Here is a 13,557-nt window from a genome sequence, read left to right on the forward strand (position 1 = left end):
CACGACCGTTCTGGGTCTGTGCGCAAATCACTTTGATTTTTGAGGTGCCTCGAGCTAAACTAGCAAAAACTAACGAGCGTTAGTTTGGTAGGTGGGAGGAGATATGCCAATCAAGTACGGAGTACCCAGCGACCCCGACTACAACGAGCGCCTGCGCGAGTTTGAGGCCCGCATCGCCCGCGGGGAAAAGATCGAGCCCGGCGACTGGATGCCCGAGGAGTACCGCCGCCAGCTCATCCGCATGATTTCCCAGCACGCCCACTCCGAGGTGGTGGGGATGCTGCCCGAAGGGGCCTGGATCACCCGCGCCCCCACCCTCAAGCGCAAGATGATCCTGGTGGCCAAGGTGCAGGACGAAGCCGGCCACGGCCAGTACCTCTACCACGCCGCCGAGACCCTGGGCATATCGCGCGAGGCCATGCTGGAAGCCCTGCTCTCGGGCAAGGCCAAGTACTCCTCCATCTTCAACTACCCCACCCTGACCTGGGCCGACATCGGCACCATCGGCTGGCTGGTGGACGGGGCCGCCATCAAGAACCAGACCATGCTGGCGGCCTGCTCGTATGGCCCCTACAGCCGGGCCATGGTGCGCATCTGCGCCGAGGAGACCTTCCACCACAAGCAGGGCAAGGAGATGGTGCTCCTCTACGCCAAGGGCACACCCAAGCAGCGCCAGATGGCCCAGGACGCCATCAACCGCTGGTGGTGGCCGGCCCTGATGATGATGGGCCCCCACGACAAGGACAGTCCCAACACCGAGATTCTGGTGCGCTGGGGGATCAAGACCAAGACCAACGACCAGGTGCGCCAGGAGTTCATCAACGAACACGCGCCCGAAATCCTGGAAGCGGGCCTCACCATCCCCGACCCCGCGCTGCGCTACGACGAGGCCACCGGCAACTGGTTGCACGGCCCCATCAACTGGGACGAGTTCTGGCAGGTGGTGGGGGGCAACGGCCCCATGAACAAAGAACGCCTGGAAGCCCGTCGGCGGGCCCATGCCGAGGGGGCCTGGGTGCGCGAGGCCCTGGAGGCCTACGCCGCCAAGAAGCAAAAGACCGCCGTCGCGGTGTAGTGCTGCGGAGGAGGCTCTATGGATACACAGTGGCCCCGCTGGGAAGTCTTCAAGCAGGACACCCCCCACAAACCCCATCAGGCGGTGGGCTCGGTGCACGCCGCCGACCCCGAACACGCCCTCCTGACCGCCCGTAACGTCTTTGCCCGGCGGCCCCAGGCGGTGAGTATGTGGGTAGCTCGAGCCGAAGACATCTACGCCTGGACCAGAGAGGAGATTCTCGAGGGCCTGGCAACCGCCAAAGCCGATACCGGCCTGGGCACGGCCTGCCGATACCTGGTTTTCCGCAAAACCAGCCACAAGCGCTCCATGACCTTTGTGGACCATGTGGGCGAGGTGGAGGCCACGAGCCCCGAGGAGGCCCTCCAGCAGGCCCAGGCCCGGTTCACCGATACCACCGCCCTGGCCTGGTGGGTGGTGCCCGCCGATAAGGTCTACCAGAGCGACCCCAGCCCGGAGACGGTGGAAAGCTGGTTTGCCCCAGCCAAAGATAAAACCTACAAGCAGCAGCAGTACTACGCCACGGTGGGTTCTCATATTAGCAAGCACAAACGGGGGCGGGGGGTGGAAGATGAGGAATGAAGTCCGCGAGGCCCTGATCGCCAAGCTAACCGCGCTGGCCGACGACGAGGTCATCCTGGCCCACCGCAACAGCGAGTGGGTCGGCCACGGGCCCATTCTGGAAGAAGACATTGCCCTGGCCAACATCGTGCAGGACGAGCTGGGCCACGCCACCCTGTGGTACGGCCTGCGCCAGCAACTCGACGGCTCCGACCCCGACCAACTGGCCTTTTTCCGCGACGCCAACCAGTACCGTTGCTGCGAGCTGGTGGAGCTGCCCAAAGGCGACTGGGCCTTCACCATGCTGCGGCAGTACCTGTTCGACCTTTACGAGGCGTTCTGGCTCGAGGCCGCCCGGCACAGCACCTACCAGCCTCTGGCCGATGCCGCGCAGAAGATTATCCGCGAGGAGCGCTTCCACCTGCAGCACACCCGAGCCTGGATAGAACGGCTGGGCCAGGGCACCGAGGAGTCCAACCGGCGCTTGCAGCAGGCCCTGGAGATGCAGTGGGGCTATGCCCAGCAGCTTTTTGTGCCCATCCCCGGCGAAGAACTGCTGGTAGCCGAGGGCATTGTGCCCGACCTGGCCTCTGTAAAAGAACGCTGGCTCGAGCACAGCACCCGCCACCTGCAAGCCGCTGGCCTCAAGCTGCCCATCAACCCCGGCTACCAGCCCACCTCCCGCACCTACCACACCGAGCACCTGTGGAGCATCCTGGCCGAGATGCAGTCCACTGCCCGCTGGGACGCTGAAGCCAAGGTTTGGTAACATGACCGCCCTACCCAGTACCGAGCAAGTCTGGAAGGCCCTGGCCCAGATTCCCGACCCCGAGATCCCGGTGATCAACGTGGTCGAGATGGGCATTGTGCGGGGGGTGGAGATTGAAGGCCACAAAGCCACCATTACCATGACCCCCACCTTCTCGGGCTGCCCGGCTCTGCACCTCATCCGCGAACAGCTAACACAAACCGTCCGCTCGCTGGGCTTCGACCCAGTCGAGGTTAAAACCGTGTTATCGCCGGCCTGGAGCACCGACTGGATTAGCCCGGAAGCCAGGGAGCGCCTGCGCCAGTATGGGATTGCACCTCCCAAACCCAGAGGCGCGCAGGACTTTTTGATAGAGCTCGAGGCCGCCCCCACCCCCTGCCCACGCTGTGGTTCCCTCAACACGTCCGTCAAGAACACCTTCGGCCCCACCCTGTGCAAGGCCATCTACGTCTGCAACAACTGCCAGGAACCTTTCGAAAGCTTTAAGACCGTGTAGACAACAAAAAACCCCGCTTTGGGTCAAATCTAACCAAGCGACCCCCGGGCGGGGGTGTACAATTCTCTTGCTCCTAAGAGCAAAGGGGGGTATTTATGAAGCGTATAGCACTACTTGGCGGCGTTCTGGCTTTGGCTTTGGCTGGTTGTGGACTGGTCAGCAGCCCGCCCATCACAAACCCTTTTGGGCTCGAGGGACAGCAAACCTCCATCAACCTCGGCCCTAGCTCGGCTGCCACCGGCAACCTGAACGTCACTGCCACCTTCAACGACACCACCCTCAATCTTCCGGTCACGCCCACCGGATTCAACTACAACCTGGCTATCTCGGGGGTTTCGCTAAGCGGCAGCAGCTGCCCTTCCCCACTGCCCGCCAGCGTCAACGTCTCGATGAATTTGAGCCTCACGGTCTCCGACAACCCTTCATCTGGGCCACGGCAGGCCTCTGCCACTGCCAACAACGTGCAATTTACCCTAAACCAGTCGGGTAGCAGTTATACCGTTGCCAACTTCAGCGCCACATTGAGCTTCTCCAACCTGCAAACCCTGCTGGATATCCTGCAAAACGGCGGGCAGAACGACGCAACTCTTAGCGGAACGGTGAATACCACCAGCAACCCCGATCTGGCCGGCTGCACCCTTACCATCACCTGGGGTGGCGGTCAGGGGATTTTGCGGTTCTAGCCTCCAGCCCAAAAAAACCGGGCAACGCGGGCGGCGCAACTCCAGCCTGGCTTGCTTGGTGCACAGGCGGCCCCGGGCGGGCCGCCTGTTGTTTCAAAAGGGCGGCCGAAAGCAGTTCTATCTTCAACCAGGCATGGCCAAAAGGGGTGTAATGTATCTCGGCAATTAATCCCGCACGGCCATGCGCCGGGCCACATACACCAGGAACGGCGCTCCAATTCCGGCAATCAGAATTCCCACAGGCGTCTCCAGCGGCTTGTCAATCAGGCGCGCCGCCAGATCTGATAGCAGCATTAAACTCGCACCTAGAATCGCCGATAAAGGGATCACTTGACGATAATCCGGGCCCACCAGGCCCCGGGCCGCGTGGGGTACCATCAGCCCCAAAAAACCAATCGGCCCTGCCACACTCACCGCAGCACCGGCCAGCAACACAGCCAGGGTTGTGCTCACCAGTCGAACAACTTCCACCCTGGTTCCCAATCCACGGGCCACATCCTCTCCAAGGCTAAGCAAGTTGATCTGATGAGACAAGATCAGGGCTAGCAGCAAAGCGGGCACAGCCCAAGGTAGCAGCGTCCAGACGTGTTCCCAGGTACGGCCGGCCACACTGCCCGACAAGCTGAATAAAACCCCTCGAGTGCGGTCTTCAAAGATAATCAGTAAGAAGCTGGCAGCAGCGCCCAGCATGGAGCCCACAGCGATACCGGCCAGGGCCAGGCGAACCGGCGTAAGGCCCACGCTCAGGGTGATGCTGTATACCAGCGCTGCAGCACCAACCCCACCCAGGGCGGCCACCACCACGGTACTCCAGGGCGGCAGGCCCGGGAAAAAAACCAGGGCCACCAGTATGGCCAGCACGGCCCCAGCATTAACCCCCATAATCCCAGGCTCGCTGAGCGGGTTGCGTGTAATGCCTTGCATCATAGCCCCGGCCACGCCCAGACAAGCCCCTACCAACGCAGCCACGATCGCCCTTGGAAGACGCAATGTGTGCACAATAAGGGCATTGTTGCTGCCCTCCGGATGGAACAGCAGGCGCCACACCTCATCCAGTGGAATGTTGGCGGCCCCCAGGGAGATGGCTAAAAGAAAGGAAAACACCAGCAGTCCTAGGGCCAGCAGATATACCAGCAGCGTTGGGGCTAACCTTCTGGAATAGATCATGGGTTTATGGGGTGGGTATCTTGAAGCTATAGGCTCCGCTAGCGGGTTTATCAGCCAGCAAACCGCTGTCAATCAACTCAGCCAGGATAAAGCGGGTGGCCAGGGGCCCTCGACCACGGGTCCAGTTATCCCGATCGAACTCGTAGACCCGCCCTTGCCTGGCTGCTTCCAGCCGAGACCACAAGGGGTTGCGCGCCCAGCTTCGCACGATGGGGGTTTCATCAGGCGCGGTGAACACCACCAGGGTGGCCGGATTAAGGGCCACCAGACCTTCCAGCCCCACCTGGTACTGGGTTTGGTTGTTTTGCGGTTTAGCCAGGCTCTTACGGCCGAGGCGTTCTAATAGGGAGCCGATGAAGCTCTCGCTGGAGTGCACGGTAAAACTACCGGGTGTGGCCACCGCCAATAGCAGCGGGGGTGCTTTGGGGTTTGTAAAGGCGCGCGCCTTGAGGAGCAAGCGCTCCTGATCCTGTAGAAGTTTCTGCGCCTGGGCCTCGCGCCCTACCAGGCGACCAATCTCTAATACCTGTTTGTTGAGGTCATCGAAGCTTCCGCGCCGTGAGGAAAAGGCCACCACCGGGGCAATACGCTGAAGCTGAGGTATCAAGTCCTTGTGCACAAAGGTATCGGCGATGATGACCTGCGGTTGCAGCGCCAGAATGGCTTCCAGGCTTGGCACCGCCCTCGAGCCAACCGAGGTTACACCCACCACCCGGTTGCGCAGGTACGGTGGCACCCCCCGATCCCCCCCTTGCGTTCCGATGGCTGCACCCACAGGGGGTACGCCCAGGGCTATCAACGTGTCCAAAAAACTATACTCCAAGGCCACCACCCGTTTTACGGGTGTTTCCAGGCTCAGGGTGCCCAAATCATGGCTAACCTGAATTTGGGCCAGAGCCAAACCGCTTAGAACCAGCAGCGCCAGCAGGCGGCTTATCATGCTTTCTCCTCCACTCGTTCGTCCACTATTAGAGGCTCTTTACGTGCAAGGGCATAGGGAATGCAGTAAGGCCGGCCGGTTTCGGGATCCCGCAAGAAATGCGCCTTAAGGCCAAATACCTCCCGGAGTATTTGCTCGTTCAGCACCTCCTCCGGCACGCCCTGGGCCACCACCCGGCCCCCATTCACCACAATCAATTGATGAGCAAAGCGGGAGGCCTGATTAAGGTCGTGCAGCACCATAACCACCGTCTTACCTTCCTCCCGATTGAGCCGCACCAACAATTGCAGCACCTCCAATTGGTGGCTGAGGTCTAGGTAGGTGGTGGGCTCATCGAGCAGCAAAATAGGGGTCTGCTGGGCCAGGGCCATTGCTATCCAGGCCCGCTGGCGCTGCCCCCCCGATAGGGTCTCCAGGGCGCGGCTGGCAAAAACCGTCATGCCGGTCTGGGCCAGGGCCCACTCCACCGCTTCTCGATCGGACTTAGTGCGTCCGCCCAGGGTAGACTGGTAGGGGTAGCGTCCGAACCATACCAGCTGCTCCACGCTCAGGCCCTCGGGGGCCTGTGGCATCTGGGGCAGTATCGCCAGTTTTTTTGCCACCACCTTGGTCGGAAGGTGCTGGATCATCTTTCCATCCAGCAGCACAGAACCCTGTCTGGGCGGTAAGAGCCGGGCCAGGGAACGCAAAATGGTGGACTTCCCGCAGCCGTTGGGCCCAATCAAGACCGAGATCTGCCCCTGTGCAATGGAAAGATTAAGATCCTCGACGACCAGGCGTCCGTCGTAGCCCAGGTATAGCTGATTGGTGGATAGATTCATCGTGCTCGTCCCACCCTTCGCATCAGGTATAAGAAGTAAGGTGCGCCCACCAGGGTGGTCAGCAGTCCGGCAGGTATCTCTAAAGGCGGCACCAGCCCTCGAGCCAGCGTATCTGCTACAACCACCAGGATGGCCCCCAGCAGCAAAGAGACCGGCAGCAGCAAATGGAACCTCGAGCCCACCAGCAGCCGGGCCGCATGGGGTGCAATCAGTCCCACAAACCCCAGAATGCCTGTTCCTGTCACCGCCACGGAGGCCAGGGCTACTCCCAGCAAAAGGGCCACCAGCCGGCCCAGCTCCAAACGCATACCCAGGCTCTTGGCGGTGGCATCACCAAAACTGAGCACATCCAGCTTCTGGTGAAGCACCAGCGCCAGCGGGATAAGGAGAAGCGCAAAAGGCAGCACCCTCCAAAGGCGTTCCCAGTCCGCCCCATACACCGTGCCCACCAGGAAAGTTAGGGCTTGGGCCACCCCATCGTCGGCCCGCACCAGAATCAACCGGCGCAAAGCGTCCAGCGATGCTTCTACCGCCACGCCAATCAGGGCCAGGCGTATAGGCAGCACCTCCCCGGTGCGGATAGAGAGCAGGTAGACCAGCACAAAAGCCAAAAACCCGCCCAGGCAGGCCCCCACCGGCAGGGCCCAGAGCGGGGCCTGTGGCAGCAGAATCAGGGTAAAGACTGCGGCCAGACCTGCCCCAGCCGCTACGCCCACAATGTCCGGCGAGGCCAGCGGGTTCCGCACCACACCCTGCAAGATGGCCCCGGAGGCGGCGAACATAGCCCCGCAAAGAGCCCCCACCAGGATGCGCGGCATGCGTAAATCGTAGAGAATGCGGGCATGGGTATCCTCGGCATGGCCCAGGTGGCCAAGCGCTTGCAGCACCTCGGCAAAGCTCATGCGCACCGCACCAACCCCCAGCGCGGCGATACCGACCACCACCAGCCCCAGGGTGAGCAGGGGAATGATTGCAAGTTTCAGGCCAGCCCATGCGGCCTTCATAGGGCCAACACCCCTGCGGTGCACAGCCCGGCCTTCACCCGCTAACCTCCGCCACAAGCCCCATCTCCTGCACCACCTGCGCCACCCAGCGCTGGATGCGCGCGTCGGTCAGGTGGGACTGGTTATCATCGTCCAAAGCCAGGCCAACGAAGTATTGGCCGCGCTGGCCTCTGGATTTGAAATGCTCATACCCTTCAACCGGCCAAAAGCCCACCAGCTCGGCCCCGCGCTCCTCGAGCGTATCGGCCAGTATGCCCAGCGCGTCCTGGAAGCTATCGCCGTAGCCAAGCTGGTCGCCGGTGCCGAAAAGCGCGACCTGCTTACCCCGGAAATCCAGGCGCTCGAGCTGAGCCCACTGGGCCTGCCAGTCATCCTGCAGCTCACCGATGTTCCAGGTAGAACATCCCAGCAGCAGCTTGTCGTAGGCTACCAGCTCCTCCACCTTGCTATGGGCGATGTCCTTCAGGTCGTGCTCGAGGCCCATCTGCCCCAGGTAAAAACTTATCTTTTCCGCCGCCGCAGCAGTATTGCCGTAGGTGGAACCGTAAAAAATGGCGATTTTCATCTGACTTTCCCACCTCTCAGTTGGTCATGCGCCAAGCCGCTTCCGCCTGAGCCATCGGAGGGGATTGACGCAAGCGCTGCCGGGCCACAAAGCAAAGGTGCCGAAGTTCGGCCCACTCGAGCGGCTCCAATCGAAGGCCGACATTCCCCACCCACAACCGGGTGGTACGGGCCTGTGGGCTGGCCTCGAGGAAGCCGTCCTGCCTGGGCTCCGACAGGGTGCGGTTGGAGCCCAGGAAGTCCTCGAGGCGGGCGAAATCCTTGGGGGCTAGGTGTAGGGTGAGGTTATCCCAGGCCAGATGAATGATGCCGTCGCAGCAGTTGCAATAGCCGACAAAGCGGTACTCTGAAAGCTTTGCGATGATCCGGGTGTGGTTGCACATAGCTCACCTACGCAACATAGCAGTGATGACCGCATTCACCAGGGTCTCGGCCGAGAGAGGGCCGCCAAAGGTCCAGGTCTGACCCGAAAGCCGGTAAGCCCGGTTATTCTTGACAGGTTCCAGGTTCTTCCACAACGGCTCCACACTGGGGTTTAAAAAGACATTGTCATCGTCTTGCACGATGTAGAAGAAGTTATCGGCCCTAATGGAGGCCAGACCTTCCAACCCCAACGTGCTGTAGCCATACAGTTGGGGGCGATCCGACCAGGCGTTTTTCAAACCTATGCGCTCGAGAATTTCAGAGGCAATGCTGTTGCGGGTAAAAAGCCGCATGGTGCCCACGTTCTGGCTGGTAAAAGCCTGTACCAGGACAAAACTCTCACCGCTGCGCTTGGCCTGTTGCAGGAGCTGCCGGGCCTGGGCAAAGCGGGCTTCCATCTGAACCCGCACCCGGCGGCCCTGATCGCCCTTGCCCACCAGCTCTGCTACGGTCTGGAAATCCTGCAAGACGCGCGCAAACTGGCTGCTGCCATCCTCTGGGAACGGGTTAAAAGCAATGGTAGGCGCGATTTGGGAGAGCCGGCCATAGGTCTGGGTGATCCGAAAGCTGGGTGCCAGAATCAGGTCGGGCTTGATGGCCGCAATTCGCTCGAGGCTGGGCTGCTGGCGCGTACCCACATCCGGCACACTGCGGTCGAGCGCAACCGGGATCTTGACCCATTCGTGGTAGCCGCGAATATCAGCCATGCCCGCTGGCTGTAGCCCCAGCGCCAGCAGGTATTCGGCGTAGGTCCATTCCAGGGCCACCACCCGTTTGGGGGTACCCACCACACAGGTCTCACCCAACGCATGTTGGACAAGCCGACCTGTGCAAGCCTGGGCAGCAGTCAGCGAGGCCAGAATAAACAGAAACCCGGAAATTAATCGCTTCATACAGCCTCCTTACAAACTAGGGGGTTCTCAACAAGAACCGTTCCAGGTCATCCAGCACCTGGCTGGCTGCCAGCGGCCCTATGCCCAGATACCAGTGGTCGTCCTCAACCCGTATAGCCCGCCCACGCTGCACCGCGGATAAACGGCGCCATAGGGGATGGTTTAGCACCGCGTTCAGCTCAGTTTGGTTGGGATCCCCATAGGCGGCGTAAAAGATGTAGTCGGCATCCATATCGGCGATGCGTTCTTGAGAGATAAACTCGGCGAACTTGTCGCTGTCCTGGCTCTTGGGCCTGGGCAAACCTATATCCGCCAGGATGGTGCCGATGAAGTTGGCCTTGCAGTACAGGCGAATCTGGCCCGGAACGAAACGTACCATGCTCACGCTTGGCAGGTGCCCACGACCCCCCAGGCGGTTGCGCAACTGGGTGACCCGCCGCTGGTACTGGGCCAGCAACACCTTGGCCTGGGTGCTTCGTCCCAGGGCTTCTCCCACCAGAAGCAAGTTCTCCTTCCAAACCACCCCCACCGTCTCGGCCATTACAGTAGGGGCGATGCGCGAAAGCTGCGGATAAATCTGACCGTGCCGCAGCTTGTTACTGAGAATAAGGTCGGGCTTTAGGGCCAGTATTTTCTCCAAATTAGGCTGCTGGATGGTGCCCACCGACTGAATCCCCTCGGTTAGGCTCAGCAAGTAGCCTTGAAATGGCTGGCCCGGCGCGGTGACCGCCCCAACCGGTTTAACGCCAAGGGCCAGCGCGCTGTCGAGTTCGCCGGTGTCCAGCACCACAACCCGCTGGGCTACCTTGGGCACGCAGGTTTCGCCCATTGCGTGCTGAATTAACCGGCCCTGGCAGGTCTGTCCCAGCGCTGTTGTGGCCAGGCTCGCCACAAAAAGTAGCACCCAGGCTCTTTTCATACGGTTTCCTCTACCAGGCTTTTTAGATGCCTGAGCATGGCTTGACAGATCTTTTGATTGCCGCGCTCCAGGTTCTCGAGGGTGTATCTGGCGTAATGCGGGGTTTCCATCGAGCAGCGCACCTCGGTATGGCCGTCCACCTCCCGCAAGGTAAACAAGAAATCCCTTGTGGCAAAGCTCAGCCCAAATACCTCAGGCGGCTGTAGGCGGGTGAGCCTACCGGGAAAGCGTGGGTGCTTGGGAAAGCTAAAGTAGAGCTCAGCCCCCTCGCATAAAGAACCCTCGAGGCGCAGGAGGGTGTTTTTGATCCAACGTGGGGCCAGCTCAAAATCGGTCAGAACAGCCCAAACCCGGTCGCGCCGAGAGGCGATCACCAGACTGCTTTCGACGTGAACGGAAGCCATCGCTAGCGTACCTTCTCCAGGATCAGCCGGGTCAGGTCGTTGGAGTTGCGCAAGCTCACCAGCGGTCCGCTGTAGGGGCTATAGGCCTCGGGAAGGTAAAGAATGCTCTGGTCTTTCAAGCGTTTGCCCACAGGGCTTTCAAAAAACGCTTTGGAGCCGTCGTACTGACCACCCGGAGGAAACACCACCACCAGGGTCTCTTTATCTAAGGAGAGCAGGGCCTCATCGCTGATAGGGGCTCCAACGTTGAGGGTGATCTTGTCCGGGGTAAAGCCATCCTTGAAACCCAGCTCGCGCAGGTCTGGCATCAGCCGCACCCCGGTGTAAATCCAGTTGGCCCCGCCCGCAAAAGGCGCGATAACCACCACCTTGGGGTACTTCTGGAAGACACCAGCAGCCCTCAGCCGGGCGGCGTTGCGCCGGTTGTTCACCGCCACCTGCTCGATAATCGCCTCGGCCTGGGCGGTGCGGCCAAAAATCCGCCCCAGATCGCGCAGCCCCCGCTGCCAGAACCCCTCGCCCCCCTCCTGGTAGCCGATAGTGGGCGCGATGGCCGAGAGCTTGTCGTAGTGTTGGTTGCCCTGCCAGGTCAGGCGTACGATGAGATCGGGTTTCAAAGCCAGAATGGTCTCGAGGTTCGGCTGGATCCAGCTACCCACATACACCGGGTTGTTCAGGCGGGCACGGGCCAAAAACCCCTTCCTCAGAACCTCTGGCTTTACCCGCCCGGCCTCGACGTCGGCGGGTGTAAGGTAGGCGCTGCCTAGGCCCACAATTCGGTCGGAAACGCCCAGCGCCGTCAGCCAACCCAGGGCTTCTTCATCCAAAACCACCACGCGCTGTGGGGTTTTATTTAGAGTCACGCTGCCTTCGTCGTGCTTGATGGTTAGGGGAAAGGTACCCTGGGCCAGCGCCACAAACAGAAGACCAAAAAGTGCTACCAAGACTGCTTTTTTCACTGTCTGCTCCTCTTCGCAAGCGCATCTGTGCTGCGCTCGAGCGGCATTCGCAAAGGGAAGTCTATTGGGTGTTGCTTTATAAAGTCAAGTATTCCACTCGGATTTATCGGCCTTACTCCAGACCAGGCGCCGTATTAGCTCAGTCTGCAACCCACACAAGGCCCTAAGCCGACGTCGTATCCAGCCTGCGCTGATAGGCTTCGGGATCCCAGGGAACACGGGTTCGCTTTACGGTTGGATCGGGGATGGGCACCGCCGAGAGCAGGGCTTTGGTGTAATCGTCCTGCGGGTTGCGGTAGATGGTGTGGGCATCGGCCAGCTCTACCAGACGCCCCCTGTACATAACCGCCACCCGATCCGAGATGCTCTCCACTACAGCCAGGTCGTGTGAGATGAAAAGCAGGGTTAGCCCCAGGGTTTTCTTTAGTTCCCTGATGAGATCGAGAATCTCAGCTCGAATGGAGACATCCAGCGCAGACACGCACTCATCGGCCACAATAAAGTCGGGGTTGAGCGCCAGGGCTCGAGCAATACCGATGCGCTGGCGTTGCCCACCAGAAAACTCGTGTGGGTAACGGCGGGCCATATCGGGGTTGAGCTGCACCATCTCCAGCAGTTCGGCCACCCGCTGGTTACGCGCTGCGGCTGTTTTGTGGGTGTTGTGAATTAGCAAAGGCTCGGCCAGGATATCCCCCACGGTCATGCGCGGGTTGAGGCTGGCGAAGGGATCCTGGAAGATTATCTGTAGCCGCCGGCGCAGCGGCCGAAGTTCGTGTTTGGGCAGATGGGTGATGTCCTGTCCATCAAATATGATGCGGCCGCCCGTGGGTTCAATCAGCCGCAGGATGCACCGGCCTACCGTGGTTTTACCGGAGCCGCTTTCGCCTACCAGTCCCAACACCTCTCCCTTGTGTATTTTCAGACTCACGTCGGACACAGCCTTTACATAGCCCTGAACACGGTTTAGAAGACCACCCCGCAGCGGGAACCACTTTTGCAGGCGCTCAATTTCCAGCAGCACAGGTGGCTCTTCCGGTTTGGGCGGGGCCGGTTTAGCCATATCAATGCGCGGGACAGAAGCGATAAGACGCTGGGTGTAGGCTTCCTTAGGAGCTGCAAAAATCTCTCTAACCCCCCCCTCCTCCACCTTGACCCCGTGCTGCATGACCACCACCCGATCGGCCATCTCGGCCACCACCCCGAGGTCGTGGGTGATAAAGAGCACACTGGTCTGAATCTCCGACTTAAGCTTGTTGATCAGCTCCAGAATCTGGGCCTGAATAATCACGTCCAGGGCGGTAGTGGGCTCGTCGGCAATCAGCAGGCTGGGCTTGCAGGAAAGCGCCATGGCGATCATAACCCGCTGTCGCATGCCCCCAGACATCTGGTGGGGATAATCTGCGAATCGCCGGTGTGGATCGGGAATTTCCACCAGGTTGAGCATCTCTATAGCCAGGGCCTTGGCCTCCTGGCGGCTTTTTCCTTGATGGAGCCGGATGGCCTCCACAATCTGTTCACCCACGGTGTAGACCGGGTTTAGCGAGGTCATCGGTTCCTGAAAAATCATGGCGATGTCGTTGCCGCGGATCCGGCGCATCTGCGCCTCCGTCAGACCGATTAGATCCTTTGGCTGCCCATCCTTGCCCCGAAACCAGACCTGGCCGGATACAATCCGCCCCGGCGGGCTGGGTATGAGCCGCATAATGGCTAAACTGGTTACACTTTTACCCGACCCCGACTCCCCAACCACCGCCAGCGTCTCGCCTTTATCGATGTGAAAGGACAGGTCGCGCACGGCCTGAATCACCCCGTTATCGGTGGTGAACTCAACTGTTAGCTGGTTGACTTCCAGTATTCGATCCTGTTTCATGCAGCTCCT

At 60.5% G+C, this 13,557-nt stretch carries 16 protein-coding genes and 1 pseudogene; 5 read left to right on the forward strand and 12 right to left on the reverse strand.

The features are described from left to right. The first annotated feature begins 103 nt into the window (after positions 1–103). The 5 genes from paaA (at position 104) to MRUB_RS12155 (ending at position 3,584) form a co-directional block, all read left to right on the forward strand. Entirely contained in the window at positions 104–1,075 is a 972-nt protein-coding gene (paaA, locus tag MRUB_RS12135; protein WP_013014659.1) for a 1,2-phenylacetyl-CoA epoxidase subunit PaaA, read from the forward strand. Positions 1,076–1,093: 18 nt separating this feature from the next. Beyond that, on the forward strand, positions 1,094–1,657 hold the full coding sequence (locus tag MRUB_RS12140; RefSeq protein WP_013014660.1) for a phenylacetic acid degradation protein: 564 nt from the start codon (positions 1,094–1,096) through the stop codon (positions 1,655–1,657). Further along, complete coding sequence (paaC, locus tag MRUB_RS12145; protein ID WP_013014661.1) at positions 1,647–2,405, forward strand: 1,2-phenylacetyl-CoA epoxidase subunit PaaC; 759 nt, start codon at positions 1,647–1,649, stop codon at positions 2,403–2,405. Before MRUB_RS12140 ends, paaC begins: the two co-directional genes overlap by 11 nt. Position 2,406: 1 nt before the next feature. Beyond that, entirely contained in the window at positions 2,407–2,901 is a 495-nt protein-coding gene (paaD, locus tag MRUB_RS12150) for a 1,2-phenylacetyl-CoA epoxidase subunit PaaD (RefSeq protein WP_013014662.1), read from the forward strand. Between the two features lie 95 nt (positions 2,902–2,996). Next, positions 2,997–3,584, forward strand: coding sequence for a type II secretion system protein GspN (locus tag MRUB_RS12155; protein ID WP_013014663.1), 588 nt, complete (start codon positions 2,997–2,999; stop codon positions 3,582–3,584). A gap of 165 nt (positions 3,585–3,749) precedes the next feature. Here the strand turns inward: MRUB_RS12155 and MRUB_RS12160 are convergent, their stop codons facing one another. From MRUB_RS12160 to MRUB_RS16290, 12 genes and pseudogenes are all read right to left on the reverse strand, one after another. Next, a complete protein-coding gene (locus MRUB_RS12160; RefSeq protein ID WP_013014664.1) occupies positions 3,750–4,751 on the reverse strand; it encodes a FecCD family ABC transporter permease in 1,002 nt (333 codons plus the stop codon). A 4-nt stretch (positions 4,752–4,755) separates the two neighbouring features. After that, positions 4,756–5,691 (reverse strand): ABC transporter substrate-binding protein, encoded by a 936-nt coding sequence (locus MRUB_RS12165; protein ID WP_013014665.1) that lies wholly within the window; start codon positions 5,689–5,691, stop codon positions 4,756–4,758. After that, positions 5,688–6,512 (reverse strand): ABC transporter ATP-binding protein, encoded by an 825-nt coding sequence (locus MRUB_RS12170; RefSeq protein WP_013014666.1) that lies wholly within the window; start codon positions 6,510–6,512, stop codon positions 5,688–5,690. Before MRUB_RS12170 ends, MRUB_RS12165 begins: the two co-directional genes overlap by 4 nt. Continuing rightward, the gene (locus tag MRUB_RS12175; protein ID WP_013014667.1) at positions 6,509–7,516 is read right to left on the reverse strand and encodes a FecCD family ABC transporter permease; all 1,008 of its coding nucleotides are present in this window, start codon (positions 7,514–7,516) and stop codon (positions 6,509–6,511) included. Before MRUB_RS12175 ends, MRUB_RS12170 begins: the two co-directional genes overlap by 4 nt. 34 nt (positions 7,517–7,550) lie before the next feature. Continuing rightward, positions 7,551–8,081 (reverse strand): flavodoxin, encoded by a 531-nt coding sequence (locus tag MRUB_RS12180; protein ID WP_013014668.1) that lies wholly within the window; start codon positions 8,079–8,081, stop codon positions 7,551–7,553. A 16-nt stretch (positions 8,082–8,097) separates the two neighbouring features. Then, the gene (locus MRUB_RS12185) at positions 8,098–8,463 is read right to left on the reverse strand and encodes a hypothetical protein (protein ID WP_013014669.1); all 366 of its coding nucleotides are present in this window, start codon (positions 8,461–8,463) and stop codon (positions 8,098–8,100) included. Between the two features lie 3 nt (positions 8,464–8,466). Beyond that, positions 8,467–9,396, reverse strand: coding sequence for an ABC transporter substrate-binding protein (locus MRUB_RS12190; RefSeq protein ID WP_013014670.1), 930 nt, complete (start codon positions 9,394–9,396; stop codon positions 8,467–8,469). 16 nt (positions 9,397–9,412) lie between these two features. Beyond that, on the reverse strand, positions 9,413–10,315 hold the full coding sequence (locus tag MRUB_RS12195) for an ABC transporter substrate-binding protein (protein WP_013014671.1): 903 nt from the start codon (positions 10,313–10,315) through the stop codon (positions 9,413–9,415). Next, complete coding sequence (locus tag MRUB_RS12200; protein WP_013014672.1) at positions 10,312–10,719, reverse strand: SRPBCC domain-containing protein; 408 nt, start codon at positions 10,717–10,719, stop codon at positions 10,312–10,314. The genes MRUB_RS12195 and MRUB_RS12200 overlap by 4 nt, the downstream gene beginning before the upstream one ends. Before the next feature lie 2 nt (positions 10,720–10,721). Next, a complete protein-coding gene (locus tag MRUB_RS12205; protein ID WP_013014673.1) occupies positions 10,722–11,678 on the reverse strand; it encodes an ABC transporter substrate-binding protein in 957 nt (318 codons plus the stop codon). A gap of 163 nt (positions 11,679–11,841) precedes the next feature. After that, positions 11,842–12,699: an ABC transporter ATP-binding protein gene (locus MRUB_RS16285; protein WP_327037107.1), complete on the reverse strand. Its 858-nt coding sequence runs from the start codon at positions 12,697–12,699 to the stop codon at positions 11,842–11,844. After that, a pseudogene (locus MRUB_RS16290) lies at positions 12,700–13,548 on the reverse strand (ATP-binding cassette domain-containing protein); the annotation flags it as partial. It lies immediately after the preceding gene. Positions 13,549–13,557: the final 9 nt, after the last annotated feature.

The sequence above is a fragment of the Meiothermus ruber DSM 1279 genome (assembly GCF_000024425.1).
Classification (GTDB): Bacteria; Deinococcota; Deinococci; order Deinococcales; family Thermaceae; genus Meiothermus; species Meiothermus ruber.

What these genes read in the sequence shown, in the direction of transcription:
- MRUB_RS12180 (WP_013014668.1), bottom strand. Translation starts at nt 8,081, where the DNA reads ATGAAAATCGCCATTTTTTACGGTTCCACCTACGGCAATACTGCTGCG.
- paaC (WP_013014661.1), top strand. Translation starts at nt 1,647, where the DNA reads ATGAGGAATGAAGTCCGCGAGGCCCTGATCGCCAAGCTAACCGCGCTG.
- MRUB_RS12200 (WP_013014672.1), bottom strand. Translation starts at nt 10,719, where the DNA reads ATGGCTTCCGTTCACGTCGAAAGCAGTCTGGTGATCGCCTCTCGGCGC.
- MRUB_RS12175 (WP_013014667.1), bottom strand. Translation starts at nt 7,516, where the DNA reads ATGAAGGCCGCATGGGCTGGCCTGAAACTTGCAATCATTCCCCTGCTC.
- MRUB_RS12190 (WP_013014670.1), bottom strand. Translation starts at nt 9,396, where the DNA reads ATGAAGCGATTAATTTCCGGGTTTCTGTTTATTCTGGCCTCGCTGACT.
- paaD (WP_013014662.1), top strand. Translation starts at nt 2,407, where the DNA reads ATGACCGCCCTACCCAGTACCGAGCAAGTCTGGAAGGCCCTGGCCCAG.
- MRUB_RS12195 (WP_013014671.1), bottom strand. Translation starts at nt 10,315, where the DNA reads ATGAAAAGAGCCTGGGTGCTACTTTTTGTGGCGAGCCTGGCCACAACA.
- MRUB_RS12185 (WP_013014669.1), bottom strand. Translation starts at nt 8,463, where the DNA reads ATGTGCAACCACACCCGGATCATCGCAAAGCTTTCAGAGTACCGCTTT.
- MRUB_RS12170 (WP_013014666.1), bottom strand. Translation starts at nt 6,512, where the DNA reads ATGAATCTATCCACCAATCAGCTATACCTGGGCTACGACGGACGCCTG.
- MRUB_RS12160 (WP_013014664.1), bottom strand. Translation starts at nt 4,751, where the DNA reads ATGATCTATTCCAGAAGGTTAGCCCCAACGCTGCTGGTATATCTGCTG.
- paaA (WP_013014659.1), top strand. Translation starts at nt 104, where the DNA reads ATGCCAATCAAGTACGGAGTACCCAGCGACCCCGACTACAACGAGCGC.
- MRUB_RS12140 (WP_013014660.1), top strand. Translation starts at nt 1,094, where the DNA reads ATGGATACACAGTGGCCCCGCTGGGAAGTCTTCAAGCAGGACACCCCC.
- MRUB_RS12165 (WP_013014665.1), bottom strand. Translation starts at nt 5,691, where the DNA reads ATGATAAGCCGCCTGCTGGCGCTGCTGGTTCTAAGCGGTTTGGCTCTG.
- MRUB_RS12155 (WP_013014663.1), top strand. Translation starts at nt 2,997, where the DNA reads ATGAAGCGTATAGCACTACTTGGCGGCGTTCTGGCTTTGGCTTTGGCT.